Origin of the sequence: Alloyangia pacifica (genome assembly GCF_900116195.1) — a bacterium.
Taxonomy (GTDB): Bacteria; Pseudomonadota; Alphaproteobacteria; order Rhodobacterales; family Rhodobacteraceae; genus Salipiger; species Salipiger pacificus.
In genome coordinates this window covers 1-14,344 of record NZ_FOZW01000017.1, presented here as the reverse complement: position 1 = coordinate 14,344, position 14,344 = coordinate 1, and the positions used below count along the sequence as shown (strand labels likewise).

General features: G+C 65.5%; 12 protein-coding genes. 7 read left to right on the top strand and 5 right to left on the bottom strand.

All coding sequences use genetic code 11. The annotated features are described in order from the left end of the window. Positions 1–117 precede the first annotated feature (117 nt). Positions 118–2,064, top strand: a complete 1,947-nt coding sequence (thrS, locus tag BM397_RS25535) for a threonine--tRNA ligase (protein WP_092430144.1) — start codon at positions 118–120, stop codon at positions 2,062–2,064. A gap of 94 nt (positions 2,065–2,158) precedes the next feature. On the opposite strand, the gene BM397_RS25530 is transcribed toward thrS, so the two are convergent. After that, a complete protein-coding gene (locus tag BM397_RS25530; protein ID WP_092430146.1) occupies positions 2,159–2,473 on the bottom strand; it encodes an ArsC/Spx/MgsR family protein in 315 nt (104 codons plus the stop codon). Positions 2,474–2,715: 242 nt separating this feature from the next. Between BM397_RS25530 and BM397_RS25525 the strand changes: the two genes are divergently transcribed. Then, positions 2,716–2,922 (top strand): cold-shock protein, encoded by a 207-nt coding sequence (locus BM397_RS25525; RefSeq protein WP_008885598.1) that lies wholly within the window; start codon positions 2,716–2,718, stop codon positions 2,920–2,922. Between the two features lie 121 nt (positions 2,923–3,043). Here the strand turns inward: BM397_RS25525 and BM397_RS25520 are convergent, their stop codons facing one another. Next, positions 3,044–3,949, bottom strand: a complete 906-nt coding sequence (locus BM397_RS25520) for a LysR family transcriptional regulator (protein WP_092430148.1) — start codon at positions 3,947–3,949, stop codon at positions 3,044–3,046. A 98-nt stretch (positions 3,950–4,047) separates the two neighbouring features. On the opposite strand from BM397_RS25520, the gene metF reads away from it, so the two are divergent. The 4 genes from metF to BM397_RS25500 all read left to right on the top strand — a co-directional run bounded on the left by metF (position 4,048) and on the right by BM397_RS25500 (position 8,821). Then, on the top strand, positions 4,048–4,914 hold the full coding sequence (metF, locus tag BM397_RS25515; RefSeq protein ID WP_092430150.1) for a methylenetetrahydrofolate reductase [NAD(P)H]: 867 nt from the start codon (positions 4,048–4,050) through the stop codon (positions 4,912–4,914). 331 nt (positions 4,915–5,245) lie between these two features. Then, entirely contained in the window at positions 5,246–6,010 is a 765-nt protein-coding gene (locus BM397_RS25510; RefSeq protein WP_092430152.1) for an HAD-IIB family hydrolase, read from the top strand. A gap of 12 nt (positions 6,011–6,022) precedes the next feature. Next, a complete protein-coding gene (locus BM397_RS25505) occupies positions 6,023–7,243 on the top strand; it encodes a glycosyltransferase family protein (RefSeq protein ID WP_092430154.1) in 1,221 nt (406 codons plus the stop codon). Between the two features lie 192 nt (positions 7,244–7,435). After that, positions 7,436–8,821, top strand: coding sequence for a GntP family permease (locus BM397_RS25500; RefSeq protein ID WP_092430156.1), 1,386 nt, complete (start codon positions 7,436–7,438; stop codon positions 8,819–8,821). Between the two features lie 57 nt (positions 8,822–8,878). Here the strand turns inward: BM397_RS25500 and BM397_RS25495 are convergent, their stop codons facing one another. Beyond that, complete coding sequence (locus BM397_RS25495) at positions 8,879–9,499, bottom strand: DedA family protein (protein WP_092430158.1); 621 nt, start codon at positions 9,497–9,499, stop codon at positions 8,879–8,881. Positions 9,500–9,660: 161 nt separating this feature from the next. After that, positions 9,661–11,409: an alpha-amylase family glycosyl hydrolase gene (locus tag BM397_RS25490; RefSeq protein WP_092430160.1), complete on the bottom strand. Its 1,749-nt coding sequence runs from the start codon at positions 11,407–11,409 to the stop codon at positions 9,661–9,663. A 336-nt stretch (positions 11,410–11,745) separates the two neighbouring features. Between BM397_RS25490 and purU the strand changes: the two genes are divergently transcribed. After that, a complete protein-coding gene (gene purU / locus BM397_RS25485; RefSeq protein ID WP_092430162.1) occupies positions 11,746–12,633 on the top strand; it encodes a formyltetrahydrofolate deformylase in 888 nt (295 codons plus the stop codon). A 1,001-nt stretch (positions 12,634–13,634) separates the two neighbouring features. Here the strand turns inward: purU and BM397_RS29435 are convergent. Continuing rightward, positions 13,635–14,344 (bottom strand): hypothetical protein (locus BM397_RS29435; RefSeq protein WP_218159339.1); only part of this gene is annotated, 710 nt, incomplete at its 5' end.

The window sequence follows — 14,344 nt, the reverse complement described above, 5'->3', positions numbered from 1 at the left end:
GCGGCGGCCTTGGTTCCGCCGCTTGACACCCCCTCCCCCGAGGGCCACAAGGCGGCACGACACATAACCCGCAACCGGGCGTTCCGTGGGCGCCAGACCGACGAGGAGACTAGGCCTATGAGCCAGATTTCCCTGACATTCCCCGATGGCAATGCGCGCGAGTTCGACAAGGGCGTGACCCCTGCCGACGTTGCCGCAGCCATTTCCAAGAGCCTTTCGAAAAAGGCCATCTCCGCCACCGTGAACGGCGCGCATTGGGACCTGCAATGGCCCATCGACGCCGACAGCACCATCGCGATCCACACCCTGCAGGACGAGGACCAGGCGCTCGAGCTGATCCGCCACGACCTCGCGCACGTGATGGCACGCGCGGTGCAGGAGATTTGGCCCGACACCAAGGTCACCATCGGCCCGGTCACCGACCACGGCTGGTTCTACGACTTCGACCGTGCGGAGCCCTTCACGCCGGAGGACCTCGGCCAGATCGAGGCGAAGATGAAAGAGATCATCAACGCCCGCGACGAGGTGAAGACCGAGATCTGGGACCGCGAGCGCGCCCGCAAGTTCTATGAAGACAGCGGCGAGGGCTACAAGGTCGAGCTGGTGGACCGCATCCCCGCGGATGCGCCGATCCGCATGTACTGGCACGGCGAGTGGCAGGACCTCTGCCGCGGCCCGCACCTGCAGAACACCGGCCAGCTGCCGTCGGATGCCTTCAAGCTGATGGGCGTCTCTGGCGCCTATTGGTTCGGCGACGTCTCGCGCCCGATGCTGCAGCGCATCACCGGCGTGGCCTTCCGCAACCGCGACGAGCTGAAGAAGTACCTCAACTTCCTCGAGGAAGCCGCCAAGCGCGACCACCGCAAGCTGGGCCGCGAGATGGACCTCTTCCACCTGCAGCCGGAGGCACCAGGGCAGATCTTCTGGCATCCCAACGGCTGGAAGATCTACACCACGCTGCAGGACTACATGCGCCGCCGCCAGGAGCGGGACGGCTACGTCGAGGTGAACACGCCTCAGGTCGTCGATCGCAAGCTCTGGGAAAAATCCGGGCACTGGGACAACTACCAGGAGAACATGTTCATCGTCGAAGTGGACGAGGAGCATGCCCGCGAGAAGGCAATCAACGCGCTCAAGCCGATGAACTGCCCCTGCCACGTGCAGGTGTTTAACCAGGGCCTGAAGTCCTACCGCGACCTGCCGCTGCGCATGGCCGAGTTCGGCTCGTGCAACCGGTACGAGCCCTCGGGCGCGCTGCATGGCATCATGCGGGTCCGCGGCTTCACCCAGGACGACGCGCACATCTTCTGCACCGACGACCAGATCGAGGCAGAAACCAAGAAGTTCATCGAGTTCCTCGCGTCGATCTACGCCGATCTGGGCTTCGAGAACTGGACGATCAAGCTCTCGACCCGCCCCGAGAAGCGCATCGGCTCGGACGAGAGCTGGGACCGCGTCGAGGCGGCGCTTGGCGACGCCTGCAAGGCCGCGGGCTACGAGTACGAGATCCAGGAAGGCGAAGGCGCCTTCTACGGTCCCAAGCTCGAGTTCACCCTGACCGACGCGATCGGCCGGGACTGGCAGTGCGGCACGCTGCAGGTGGACCCCAACCTGCCCGAGCGTCTGGATGCGAGCTTCATCGGCCAGGACGGCGAAAAGCACCGCCCGGTCATGCTGCACCGCGCCGTGCTGGGATCCTTCGAGCGCTTCATCGGCATCCTGATCGAGGAACACGCCGGCAAGCTGCCGTTCTGGCTCGCACCGCGGCAGGTCGTGGTCGCCTCGATCACCTCCGAGGCGGATGACTACGTGCTCGAGGTCGTCGCCGCGCTGAAGGCCGCTGGCGTCCGCGCCGAGGCCGACACGCGCAACGAGAAGATCAACTACAAGGTGCGCGAGCACTCGGTCGGCAAGGTTCCGGTGATCCTCGCCGTGGGTCACCGCGAGGTCGAGGAGCGCACCGTCACCGTGCGCCGTCTCGGCGAGAAGCAGACCGCGGTGCAGAGCCTCGACGAAATCGTCGCGGCGCTGTCGCTGGACGCCACCGCGCCCGACCTGCGCTGATCTGACCGCCAGAAACGAGAAAGCCCCGGACAAGCGTCCGGGGCTTTTTACGTTTCAAGCACTTAGCACACTGTGTGCCTGGCGACGCGTGCCCTCACCCGGCGACCGAGGCCTGCACGTCCTTGGTCCAGCCGAGGTACATGGTCTCGCCGTCGACGATCAGCGGCCGTTTCATCAGCGTCGGGTGATCCGCCAGCAGCTCCTTGGCCGGGCGGGCGCGCTGCGCATCATCCAGTTCGCGCCAGGTGGTCGAACGGGTGTTCACCAGCTTTTCGCCGAACTCCGCCAGCGCGGCATCGATCACCGCGCTCGGCACGCCATCGGCCCGCACATCGAGAAACTCCGCATCCGGCAGCGCTTTCAGCGCTTTCCGGCAGGTATCGCAGGTTTTCAGCCCGTATATCAGCATCCGCCATCTCCTTGATCTTTCCCGGCACCATTTATTGCCTAATGCCGCAACTGCGAAGTGTTTCTCTTGATTTTTGCAGACACCGTGCAACTCTTGGGCCGTGACCTTCGATGATCAGACCCGGAAAGCCTAGATTTTCCCGTGTTTTCGACCGGGACGGGCATTCCTTCCGCTGAGAGGCGAATGTGACGGGGCGCCCGCATTACGGGTACAAACAGGAAAGTTGGAAGGAGCACGGACACATGCCGAGCGGCACCGTGAAATGGTTCAATACCACTAAAGGCTACGGCTTCATCGCGCCCGAAGAAGGGGGCAAGGACGTCTTCGTTCATATCTCGGCCGTCGAACGTTCGGGGCTTACCGGCCTCGCGGACAATCAGAAAGTGAGCTACGAGCTCAAGGAAGGCCGCGATGGACGCATGATGGCGTCCGACCTCAAAACACTTTAATAACAATATCTTACATAGAATGACCCTACCCCATCCGGGGTCGGGTCCCAGCGGGGGTGTACCCGCACACGTCAGCCCGTAGCGGGACTGGCGCTTGCCAGCGTTGCAGTCGGACGTTTTATCATTGCGACTGCAGGCGACGTGCCTCCTGTCCGGCGAGGCGGATCAGATCCATCATGAAGGGCTTGTCGAGATCCTCCGTGCGGGTCGCGGCGTAGAGGTGCCGGGTGATCCCCGCCTCGGTCAATGGCCGGGTGATGTAGTCCGAATTGTATTTCACCTCGCGCACCACCCAATCGGGCAAAACCGCGACCCCGCGATTCGAAGCAACCAAAAGCAGAATCACCGCAGTCAGCTCGACTTGGCGAATCGCCGCCGGTTCGACTTTCGCCGGGGTCAGCAATTGCGAGAAGATATCCAGCCGCGCCCGGTCCACCGGATAGGTGATCAGCGTCTCGCCGCGGAAGTCCTGCGCGTCGATCCACGGCTTCTCGGCAAGCGGATGCGAGGCCGAGGCGACAAAGACCGGGTGATACTCGAAGAGCGGGGTGAAGGTGACGCCCGGCAGGTCCTCGGGATCCGAGGAGATCACCACGTCCACCTCCTCCTTCACCAGCGCCGGCAGCGCATCGAAGGCGAGCCCGGGCCGGATGTCGACATCGACATCGCCCCAGCTCTTGCGAAAGCCCTCGAGCACCGGGAAAAGCCATTCGAAACAGGCGTGACACTCGATGGCGATGTGCAGCCGTCCGACCGAGCCCTTGCGCAGCCCGTCGAACTCGGCCATCGCCGCCTCGACCTGCGGCAGCACCTGATCCGCGAGCCGCAGCAGCCGCAGACCGGCGGCGGACAGCTTCATCGGCTTGGAGCGGCGCACAAAAAGCTCGACCCCCGCCTGATCCTCCAGACCCTTGATCTGGTGAGACAGCGCCGATTGCGTTATGTTCAGCTGATCGGCGGCACGCGCGAGCCCACCGGCCTCGTGGATGGCCTTGATCGTGCGAAGATGACGAAACTCGATGTGCATCCCAGTGTTCGCCTCATGTTGTTCTTGAGAAGTATGAGTTTGTCTCACAAAGGCTCATGTGTCACAAGGACCGAAATCCAAACTCGGAGTCCCGGCCAATGACCCGCCCCGACATCTCTTTCGAATTCTTCCCGCCCCGCAACATCGAGGCGACCTTCCGGCTGTGGGACACGGTGCAGGCGCTCTCGCCGCTCGGTCCGCGCTTCGTGTCGGTCACCTATGGTGCCGGCGGCACCACGCGCGAGCTGACCCGTGACGTCGTCGCCACCCTGCACAAGAACTCCGGCCTGAAGGTCGCGGCACACCTGACCTGCGTCGATGCCACCCGCGAGGAGACGCTGGCCATCGCGCGCCAGTTCAAGGACGCCGGCGTGAACGACATCGTCGCGCTGCGCGGCGACCCGCCAAAGGGCGCCAATGGCTTCACCCCCCACCCCGAGGGCTTCAACTCGTCGATCGAGCTGATCGAGGCACTGCGCGAAGCCGGTGATTTCACCATCCGCGTCGGTGCCTATCCCGACAAGCACCCCGAGGCCCCCTCGGCCACCGCCGATGTGGAGTACCTCAAGCGCAAGTTCGACGCCGGCGCGTCGGAGGCGCTGACGCAGTTCTTTTTCGAAGCCGAGAGCTTCTTCCGCTTCCGCGATGAATGCGAGAAGGCGGGCATCGACAAGCCGATCGTGCCGGGCATCCTGCCGATCGAGAACTGGAAGGGCGCGCGCCGCTTCGCCGAGGCCACCGGCACCAAGATCCCCGCCTGGGTGATCGAGGCCTTCGAGAAGGCCGAGCGCGACGACCGTCAGGACCTGCTGGCGACGGCGATGTGCACCGAGCTCTGCAACGAGCTGCTGGAGGGTGGCGTCGACAAGCTGCACTTCTACACGCTCAACCGCCCCGAGCTGACCCGCGACGTGTGCTACGCGCTTGGCGTGACGCCGGACAACAAGCTCGAGAACGTCGCCTGAGGGCGTCGCGCGGGGCGCAAGCCTGCGCTCCGCTTCAAGGCAAAGCCCCACAAGGCGAGCGCCGGCCTGTCCCCACGGGCGGGCGCTCTGTCATTGTAGAACGGCGGTGGGCACTCCTATGGGCTTGGCCGGACCAAGGCGCGGCCCCCGCCGTTCTTGCACCACCTCATGGACCGACACTGGCCCGCCCCCCTGCATCAACGCCCCATATCTGCCCGTTGCCTCTTTTCCGTCCAATCCCGGCATCTTAGCCATTTCCTCGCCCCGCCCCTGTTCCCTTCCCCGATCCCATCGGCTTAACTGGCCGCGGGGATAGAAGAAGGAGCAGAACGTGAGGCTGGCGGTTTTCACCGATCTCGACGGGACACTGCTCGACCATGGCAGCTACTCCTACGCCGCCGCCCAGCCAGCGCTCGACGCGCTGAAACAGCGCGACATCCCGCTGATCCTCGCCTCGTCCAAGACCGCCGCCGAGATCGCGCCGCTGCATGCCGAGCTCGGGCTGGGCGACTGGCCCGCCATCGTCGAGAACGGCGCCGACCGGATCTCGCCCGGCACGCTTTCGGAAGACGCGCCCGAATACGAGAAACTGCGCGCCGCACTGGCGGACCTTCCAGACTACGCAACCCACTTCCAGGGCTTTGGCGACATGGACGCCGAGGGAGTGGCCCGCGTCACCGGTCTGCTGCTTGAGAATGCCGCCCTCGCCCGCAAGCGCCGCTTCACCGAGCCCGGCCTCTGGTCTGGCAGCGACGCCGAGCAGGACGCCTTCCTTGAAGCCCTCGCGGAACAGGGCATCCACGCACGCAAGGGCGGGCGGTTCCTCACCTTGTCCTTCGGCGGCACCAAGGCGCAGCAGATGGCCGGGATCATGGCCGACCTCGGCTGCGACACCTCCATCGCGCTCGGCGATGCCCCCAACGACATCGAGATGATCGAGACCGCCACGCGCGGCGTCATCATCCGCAACGATCACGGCAATGGCATCCCGCCCCTGCCCGGCGAGCAGACGGGGCGCATTCGACGCACCGCCCTGCCCGGCCCCGACGGCTGGAACGCCGCCATCCTCGACTTACTTGCAGACCTCGGGCTCTAGGAGACCTCCGCCATGGCCGACTTCCAGCAGAACGGCAATATCGCCCAGTTCCACAACCTGCGCTCGCGCCCGATCGAAGAGATGATCTACGAGCTCGAGACCTATGCCCAGAGCCGCAAGATCTCGCTGATCCTGCCCTCGCTCTACTCCGAGCTCGAGGGCGACGCCCTGCCCAACATCCTTAAGGAATTGAGCAAGGTCAGCTACCTGCATCGGATCGTCATCGGCCTCGACCGCGCCGACGAGGCGCAGTACCGCCGGGCGCGCGAGTTCTTCTCCGTCCTGCCGCAGCAGCATACGGTGATCTGGAACGACGGCCCGCGGATGACCGAGATCATGGGACGCCTCGAGGCGCTTGGCCTTGCCCCGCAGGAGCCGGGCAAGGGCAAGAACGTCTGGGGCTGCATGGGTTATCTGATTTCCTGCGCCGACAGCGCGGTGATGGCGATCCATGATTGCGACATCGTCACCTACACCCGCGAGCTGCTCGACCGGCTGGTCTACCCGGTGGCCAACCCGACCTTCAGCTACCAGCTATCGAAGGGCTACTACCCCCGCGTCGGCGGCGGCAAGCTCAACGGCCGCGTGACCCGCCTGCTGGTCTCGCCGCTGCTGATCGCGCTCAAGCGCACCATCGGCGACCGCGACTACATCGACTACCTGCGTGCCTTCCGCTACCCGCTCTCCGGCGAGATGGCGCTGCGGACCGGCCTGCTGCCTGACCTGCGCATCCCCTCGGATTGGGGGCTGGAGATCGGCGTGCTCTCCGAGGCCTGGCGTAACCTCGGGCCGCGGCAGGTCTGCCAGGTCGAGATCGCCGACATCTACGACCACAAGCACCAGGACCTCTCTCCCGAGGATGCCAGCCAGGGGCTCTCGCGCATGTCCGTCGACATCTGCAAGGCGATCTTCCGCAAACTGGCCGCCGACGGCACGGTCTTCACTCCGCATGTGTTCCGCACCCTCAAGGCCACCTACTACCGTTCGGCCCTCGACCTGCTCGAGGCCTATTCGGCGGATGCCAAGATGAACGGGCTGACCATCGACCGACACGCCGAGGAGCGCAGCATCGAAATGTTCGGCGAGAACATCGTGCGTGCCGGGCAGCTGTTCATCGAGAACCCGCAGGAGACACCCTTTATCCCGACCTGGAACCGGGTGCATTCGGCGGACCCCACGCTGCTGGCGGATTTCCGCGCCGCAGTCGCGGCCGATGACGCCGAGTTCGGCTGATCCTCGCCGAAATCCGCCGGAACCTCACGTCACGGTGATCACAGATCCCTTGCGACGTCGCGTCCTTCACCGGGACGTCGCATTGACCTGACCTAACTCTCGTCCGAGTAACTGATTTTTGAGCCCTGCCCGCGCCGGTCCTCCCCGTTCCGGCCTCCCCGCGGGGCGCTTCAAATCAAAAGGAGGAGAAGAATGGGTCTCATCGGGATCATTCTGTCGCTGGGCTTGCTGATGTACCTGGCCTACCGTGGCATCAACGTGCTGATCCTGGCACCGCTTCTGGCGATGCTGGCGGTGCTGCTGTCGGGCGGGCTGCCGGTCATGGCCACTTACACGCAGGTCTTCATGCAGTCGCTCGGCGGCTACGTGACCACCTACTTCCCGCTGTTCCTGCTCGGCGCGATCTTCGGCAAGGTCATGGCCGACGGCGGCGCCGCGCGCACCATCGCCGAGAAGATCGTCGAATGGGTCGGCGGAGATCGCGCGATCCTCGCCGTGGTGCTGGCCTGCGGTGTGCTCACCTTCGGCGGCGTGTCGCTCTTCGTGGTGGCCTTTGCCATCTACCCGATCGCCAACGCGCTGTTCCGCCGTGCCGATGTCCCGAAGCGCCTGCTGCCCGCGGCCATCGCGCTCGGCTCGTTCACCTTCACCATGACCGCCTTCCCCGGCACCCCGGCAATTCAGAACGCGATCCCGATCCCGTTCTTCGGCACCAACGTCTTTGCGGCACCGCTGCTCGGCACGCTGGCGGGCCTCATCATGCTCGGCGGCGGCACGCTCTGGTTGAGCCGCCGCGCCAAGGCGGCACAGGGCCGCGGCGAAGGCTACGGCGTGCATGAGCGCACCGGAGCCGACAGCTCGCTGCCCGAGGATGCGGACATGCCCGGCTTCGTCGCGGCGATCCTGCCGGTGATCGCGGTGATCGGCCTAAACGCGCTGCTCACCTACGTGGTCTTCCCGAACATGAACGCCGACTACCTCGCCGACGCGAAATACGGCGCGACCGAGCTGTCGCGGGTCGCGGGCATCTGGGCGATCATCATCTCGCTGGTGGTGTCGATCGTGCTGGCGCTGGCGCTGAACTGGAAGCGCTTCGCCGACGTCAAGGAGACGGTGAACAAAGGCACGATGGGCTCGCTGCTGCCGATCTTCAACACCGCCTCCGAGGTCGGCTACGGCGCGGTGATCGCCTCGCTGCCCGCCTTCGGACTGATCCGCGACGCGGTGCTGGGGCTCTTCCCGAACAACCCGCTGGCCTCGCTTGCAGTGGCGGTGAACGTGCTCGCGGGCATCACCGGCTCGGCCTCGGGCGGCATGTCGATTGCGCTGAAGGCGCTCGGCGAGCAGTTCGCCGCCATGGGCGTGGAACAGGGCATCAGCATGGAGCTGATGCACCGGGTGACGGCACTCTCCTCGGGTGGTTTCGACGCACTGCCGCACAACGGTGCGGTGATCACGCTGCTGGCGATCACCGGGATGACCCACAAGAAAAGCTACTCGGACATCTTCGTGGTGGCGGTGGCGATCCCGGTCTTCGCGACGATCACGGTCATCGTGCTCGGCTCGCTCGGGCTCTGATCTTCCTGTCCCTGAAACCTCAAAAGGGCGCCCACGGGCGCCCTTTTTTGCGGCAAATCAACCCCCGGCCGCCTTGCGCCGCTTGCGCCGTCCGTAGGTCGCCACGCGCCACAGGTAGAGCCCGACGATCCCCGCGACCACGACGGTCGACACCGGATCGAGCCAGCCCGCCACCAGCCCGTATTGCGCCTGCAGCAGGTAACCGGCCATCGCCAGCAGCGCCGTCCAGCTCACCGTGCCCACCGCCGAGAAGGCCAGGAAACTCGCCATCGGCATCCGTGCTACCCCGGCGGGCACCGAGATGAAGGTGCGCACCGTCGGGATCAGCCGCCCGATCAGCACCGCGCTGCCGCCATGCCGGGTAAACCAGTCGTTCGAACGGTCGAGGTCCTCGGGCAGGATGGTCAGCCAGCGCCCGTGCCGGGCCGCGAGCCGCTTCAGCCGGTGTGTGCCGAGCCGCCGGCCGATCCAGTACCAGAACAGCGCCCCGGCCAGCGAGCCGAGCGATCCCGCGACGATCACCCAGACAAGATGCTCGCGCCCCGCCGCCGCGTTGAACCCGCCCAGCGGCATGATCAGCTCGGAAGGGATCGGCGGAAAGACATTCTCGAGAAACATCAGCACGCCGATGCCGAACGCCCCCACCGCGTCGATAAATCCCGAGATCCAGTCGAACATCGCGCCCTCCTCAAGCCTGCCCGGTTCCAACGCCTGGACCGGCCCGAAGGTTCAGAGGCGGCTGGGGTCTGCGCGCTTCTTCTCTTTCAAAATACGCCGGGGGAGACGCGCGCAGCGCGGCGGGGGCAGAGCCCCCTCTCCGGGCCGCCCGCGCCGGGACATCAGCCCTGGTTCGAAATCCACCGGCACTGGTAGGGCGCCAGGGTCACCGGTCCGGCCTCGATGGTCTCGCCTGACAGCAGATCCACCCAATGCTCGTCGGCGATCATGTTCAGCCCCTCGTGCGGGATCACCACCTCCTCGTCCGAGCAGTTGTGCAGCGCAAAGATCGACTGCGCCCGGTCCAGAGACTGCCGCCACAGGCCGAAGACCCGCTCGTCGAGGTTCAGCGTGAACTGCGTGGCGTTGGGGTGGAAGCCCGCCTGACACGCGCGCAGCTTCAGCCGCTCGGACAGCATCTCCAGCACCTGCGCGTGGACGGTCTCAGGATCATCCAGCAAGGCGTTGAGCTCGCCGTAGTCCCAGCGGTGGCGGTTGATCGCCCGGTTCATGCCGCGCCGCTGCACCGCCTCGAGATCGTTCGGCGTGCCCAGCATCGAGTGGATGTAGAAGGCCGGGATCCCTTCGAGCGACATGACGATGGTCTGCGAGCAGAGGAACCGCGCGAGGTGATGCGCGTCCTCGCCCTTGTAAGTGCGGGCCATGGCCGCGAAGAAGGCGCAGTTGAGCTCGTAGACGCTTTCGCCGCCGCCGGGCAGCGAGCGCATCGAGGCCAGCCCGCCAAGCTCGCGCGCGGTATCGATGACGCGGCCCACTTCCTCGGGCGGCAACAGCCCCTCGGCGGGGCGCATGCCGATGCCGTCATGGCTGGCGGTGAAGTTGAGATAGGCGCAGCCCAGCGGCGCTGGCGGCATCGCCCGCTGCCAGTCGTTGAGATACTTCGCCGTCCCCGCCATCATCGCGTGCAGCACCAGCGGCGGCAGCGGAAAGTTGTAGACCATATGCGCCTCGTTGCGGTGCCCGAAGTACGACAGGTTCTCCGCCTTCGGCACATTGGTCTCGGTCAGCAGGATGATGCTCTCGGTGGCATAATCCGCCAGCAGCCGCAGCAGGCGGATCACCGCATGGGTCTGCGGCAGGTGGATGCAATTGGTGCCGATCTCCTTCCACAGGAAGGCCACCGCATCGAGCCGGATGATCCGCACCCCCATGTCGACATGCAGGCGGATGATGCGCAGGATCTCGAGCAGCACCTCGGGGTTGCGGAAATCGAGGTCGATCTGGTCGTGGCTGAAGGTGCACCAGACGTGGCGCGTGCCCATGGCCGTCTCGACCTCCTGCAGCAGCGGCGTGGTGCGCGGGCGGACCACCATCGACACGTCGTCCGAAGGCTCGGCCTCGAAGAAGAACCCGTCGTAGGGCTTCTGGCCCTGCCGATAGGCGTTGAACCAGACGCCCTGCGAGGAGACGTGGTTGAGCACGAGATCCGACATCAGGTGGAACTCGTCGCCGATGCGGGTGATGTCGACCCAGTCGCCGAGCTGCGGGTTCACCTTGCGATAGTCGGTCACGGCAAAGCCGTCGTCCGAGGTGAAGGGGAAAAACGGCAGGATGTGCACCCCGTTCACCACCCCCTTCATGTGGCGCAGCAGGAAGTCGTTCATCAGGTCGAGCGGCTTGTGGCTGCCGTCGATCAGGCTGTCGCCGTAGGTGATCAGCACCGCGTCGTTCTGCGACCAGAGATTGTTGCCCGGCTTGCGCGGCTGGCGTCGGCGGCCGCGGCCCGGCTTGTCCGGGCTCTCGGGCCAGAAGGCATCGATCACCTGGCTGGAGAGGATGTCGGCATTGAGATCGGGGTAGATGAAATGCAGCAGTTCGGAAAGGCGGGCGCTGAAGGAGGTCTCGGTCATGAAATCGGGTCTCGACGGGTCCGGGTTGAGAGGACCGGAAGGCCGGGGACGGCACGGAATTCCGGGCGCTTACCCTTGGGGTAAGCAATGATCCTCGCTTTCACAAGCATTTAGTCCGCCTTTGGCCCGCTTCCACGTCGCCGGGCGAAGAACCGCCCCGGATCGGGCGCGGGTTTCCGATCGCGGTCCTGTCGCATCTTGCGGGAAACATGTCGCGCCAGCACGTCGCCCCGGGCCGATCTTGCCGCAGGATGGGCCCGCAATGCGCTTGACCTTGCTTCCCGCAGGCGGCAGCGATTTGACCACCACACAGTCGAGAAAAGAAACGCACCTCCCATGAGCTCCTCCTACGCCCTCACCGTGCACTGCCCCTCCACCCGCGGCATCGTCGCCGCTGTTGCCGGCTTCCTCGCCGCGCAGGGCTGCAACATCACCGACAGTGCCCAGTTCGACGACCTCGGCACCGGCAGCTTCTTCATGCGGGTGAGCTTCCTGAGCGAGACTGGCGCCGAGCTGCCCGCGCTCGAGGCCGCCTTCGCCGCGGTGGCCGAGGAGTTCGGCATGGAGTTCGCCTTCCACGATGAGGCCACGAAGATGAAGGTGGTGATCATGGTCAGCCGCTTCGGGCACTGCCTGAACGACCTGCTCTACCGCTGCCGCATCGGCGCGCTGCCGATCGAGATCGTCGCGGTGATCTCCAACCACATGGATTACCAAAAGGTGGTGGTGAACGCCGACATCCCCTTCCACTGCATCAAGGTGACCAAGGAGAACAAGCCTCAGGCCGAGGCGGCGATCATGCAGGTGGTCGAGGACTCGGGGGCAGAGCTGATCGTGCTGGCGCGCTACATGCAGATCCTAAGCGACGAGATGTGCCGCAAGATGTCGGGGCGGATCATCAACATCCACCACAGTTTCCTGCCCTCGTTCAAGGGCGCCAACCCCTACAAGCAGGCTTTCCAGCGCGGCGTGAAGCTGATCGGGGCGACCTCGCACTACGTCACCGCCGACCTCGACGAGGGTCCGATCATCGAGCAGGACATCGTGCGCGTCACCCACGCGCAGTCGCCCGAGGATTACGTCTCGCTCGGCCGCGACGTCGAGGCACAAGTGCTGGCCCGCGCCATCCACGCCCACGCCCATCGCAGGGTGTTCCTCAACGGCGACAAGACGGTGGTCTTCCCCGCCTCCCCGGGCTCCTACAGCTCCGAGCGCATGGGCTGACGGCATGGGCTGACGGCATGGGCTGAGGCCCCACCCGCTCTCAGGTTCCATTTGCCGGCATTTCCAAATGGAAGCTCAGGACAAATTTCCGGGCTAGTCTCCGGACAGACGCCGGCCCGCCTCCTCGGCGGGTCGGCGTCAATGCATGTGACATATCGCGATACACACGGGTGCGTCGTTGCGGCCGCCATGCAGGGCGGGGTCCGGGCTGGTAGGGAAAGGGGAAAATGGGGCGTGCTCTAAGGGGATAACGAGCACGCCCCTAGGGGGACTAAGTGCGCGGCTCAGGTGGTTGGGACACGCCGGACACTTCGTGCTGTGAAACAATCAAAAGAAAATTGAATTCAGCCAGATGACATTCGCGAGCCTGAGAGAGATTCGCAAGCGAAAACTTCCCCTGCGTCACAACCAATCCGCGATCTGACTGACGGCCACCGGGGCACGGCAGCTCCGGGCCAGGTCCCGGCACTGCGGTCCTTTTTGCCAGGTGATGGCTGCTGGCGACCTATCCCCGGGTCCAGTGCAGGCAGGGGGCGCGCCTATCCGAGACCCCGCCTGTCCGAGCCGGGGCAAACACTCAGGTCCGCGGCGCCGCCGCCTCCCTCGCCTGCCAGATTGCCTAAAAAATGCGCGCATTCCGAGGATTACCCGGCGGAATTCATGTCGAAGAGGTGAATTTTCCTGCCAGCCCGTTGTGACCTCCGTCAGAGACTATAGGTAGCGGGCGTCCGGCCGCCTCACTCCTCCTCCCGAGGCCGCCGGATTTGCCAAGACGGGCCGCCAACCGGCCAGTTTAGCGACCGGGTCGGCCTGCTCCTCCTCCTCCCTGCGGGTCGACCCAATTTCCCGGATCGACAGAACTACCTTTGTATGCCCCCAAGCATCGGCCCGAGGTCTTGTCACGCCTGTGCCGGCGCAGCGGCCTTCCCCTCTCGCGAAAAGCAAGACACCCGCCCGGAGGGTGTCCGGACGGGTGCGTGTCACGCCATGGCTGGCCGGTCTCAGACAGCCGGCAGATCGTCCACGTAGACATACTCGAGGAAGTCGATCCGCAGCGGCTCGCCGCCATTCGGCGTGCCCGAGAGCTCTAGGCGGTCCCCCGCCTGCAGGGCGATCGCGGTGATCTCACGCTCCATGAACGCCGAGGGGTCGACGATCGCCGAACCAGCATCCGCATCCCAGACGAAGCTGTCGATGACCTCACCGTTCCGCAGCAGCGAGAGTTGCGATTGGCCGTCGCTTTCGTCGAAGTATCCAAGCGTGATGTTGTAGAGGCCGCTTGCCTCGGCGAAGCCGAAGCCCGCCACATGCGCCCCGCTGCCGGTTGCCTGGATCAGTTGGTCGTTCGAGCCGTGGCCGTTGTTCAGGATCTGGAAGCCCTGAAGCTCCATCGCTTCCGCTTCGACCCGCACCGGATCGGCACTCGGCGGCGGGCTGTCGGGCACCGCCACGTTGAAGCTGGCGAGCGCCGCATCCGCCGCAACCGGGTTGCCGCTGGTGTCGACCACCTGCCCGCCCAGCAGCGCCACCGTGTAGGCACCGTTGTCCGCGGTGTCCCAGCTGCCGCCCGGTGCCGCCACCGTGTAGGTCGCGCTGCGCGGCGTGCCGTCGGAGCCCACGTCGAGGCTCACCCCGGTCACCGTCAGTGCGCCGCCCGGGCCGGTCACCGAGATGTCCTCCACGCCGATGCTCGAGGCGTCCACCGCCACGT

Excerpts from the sequence above, each read along its gene's own strand:
- BM397_RS25500 (WP_092430156.1), top strand. The coding sequence starts at position 7,436 with ATGGGTCTCATCGGGATCATTCTGTCGCTGGGCTTGCTGATGTACCTG.
- BM397_RS25495 (WP_092430158.1), bottom strand. The coding sequence starts at position 9,499 with ATGTTCGACTGGATCTCGGGATTTATCGACGCGGTGGGGGCGTTCGGC.
- thrS (WP_092430144.1), top strand. The coding sequence starts at position 118 with ATGAGCCAGATTTCCCTGACATTCCCCGATGGCAATGCGCGCGAGTTC.
- BM397_RS25525 (WP_008885598.1), top strand. The coding sequence starts at position 2,716 with ATGCCGAGCGGCACCGTGAAATGGTTCAATACCACTAAAGGCTACGGC.
- BM397_RS25505 (WP_092430154.1), top strand. The coding sequence starts at position 6,023 with ATGGCCGACTTCCAGCAGAACGGCAATATCGCCCAGTTCCACAACCTG.
- metF (WP_092430150.1), top strand. The coding sequence starts at position 4,048 with ATGACCCGCCCCGACATCTCTTTCGAATTCTTCCCGCCCCGCAACATC.
- BM397_RS25490 (WP_092430160.1), bottom strand. The coding sequence starts at position 11,409 with ATGACCGAGACCTCCTTCAGCGCCCGCCTTTCCGAACTGCTGCATTTC.
- BM397_RS25530 (WP_092430146.1), bottom strand. The coding sequence starts at position 2,473 with ATGCTGATATACGGGCTGAAAACCTGCGATACCTGCCGGAAAGCGCTG.
- purU (WP_092430162.1), top strand. The coding sequence starts at position 11,746 with ATGAGCTCCTCCTACGCCCTCACCGTGCACTGCCCCTCCACCCGCGGC.
- BM397_RS25520 (WP_092430148.1), bottom strand. The coding sequence starts at position 3,949 with ATGCACATCGAGTTTCGTCATCTTCGCACGATCAAGGCCATCCACGAG.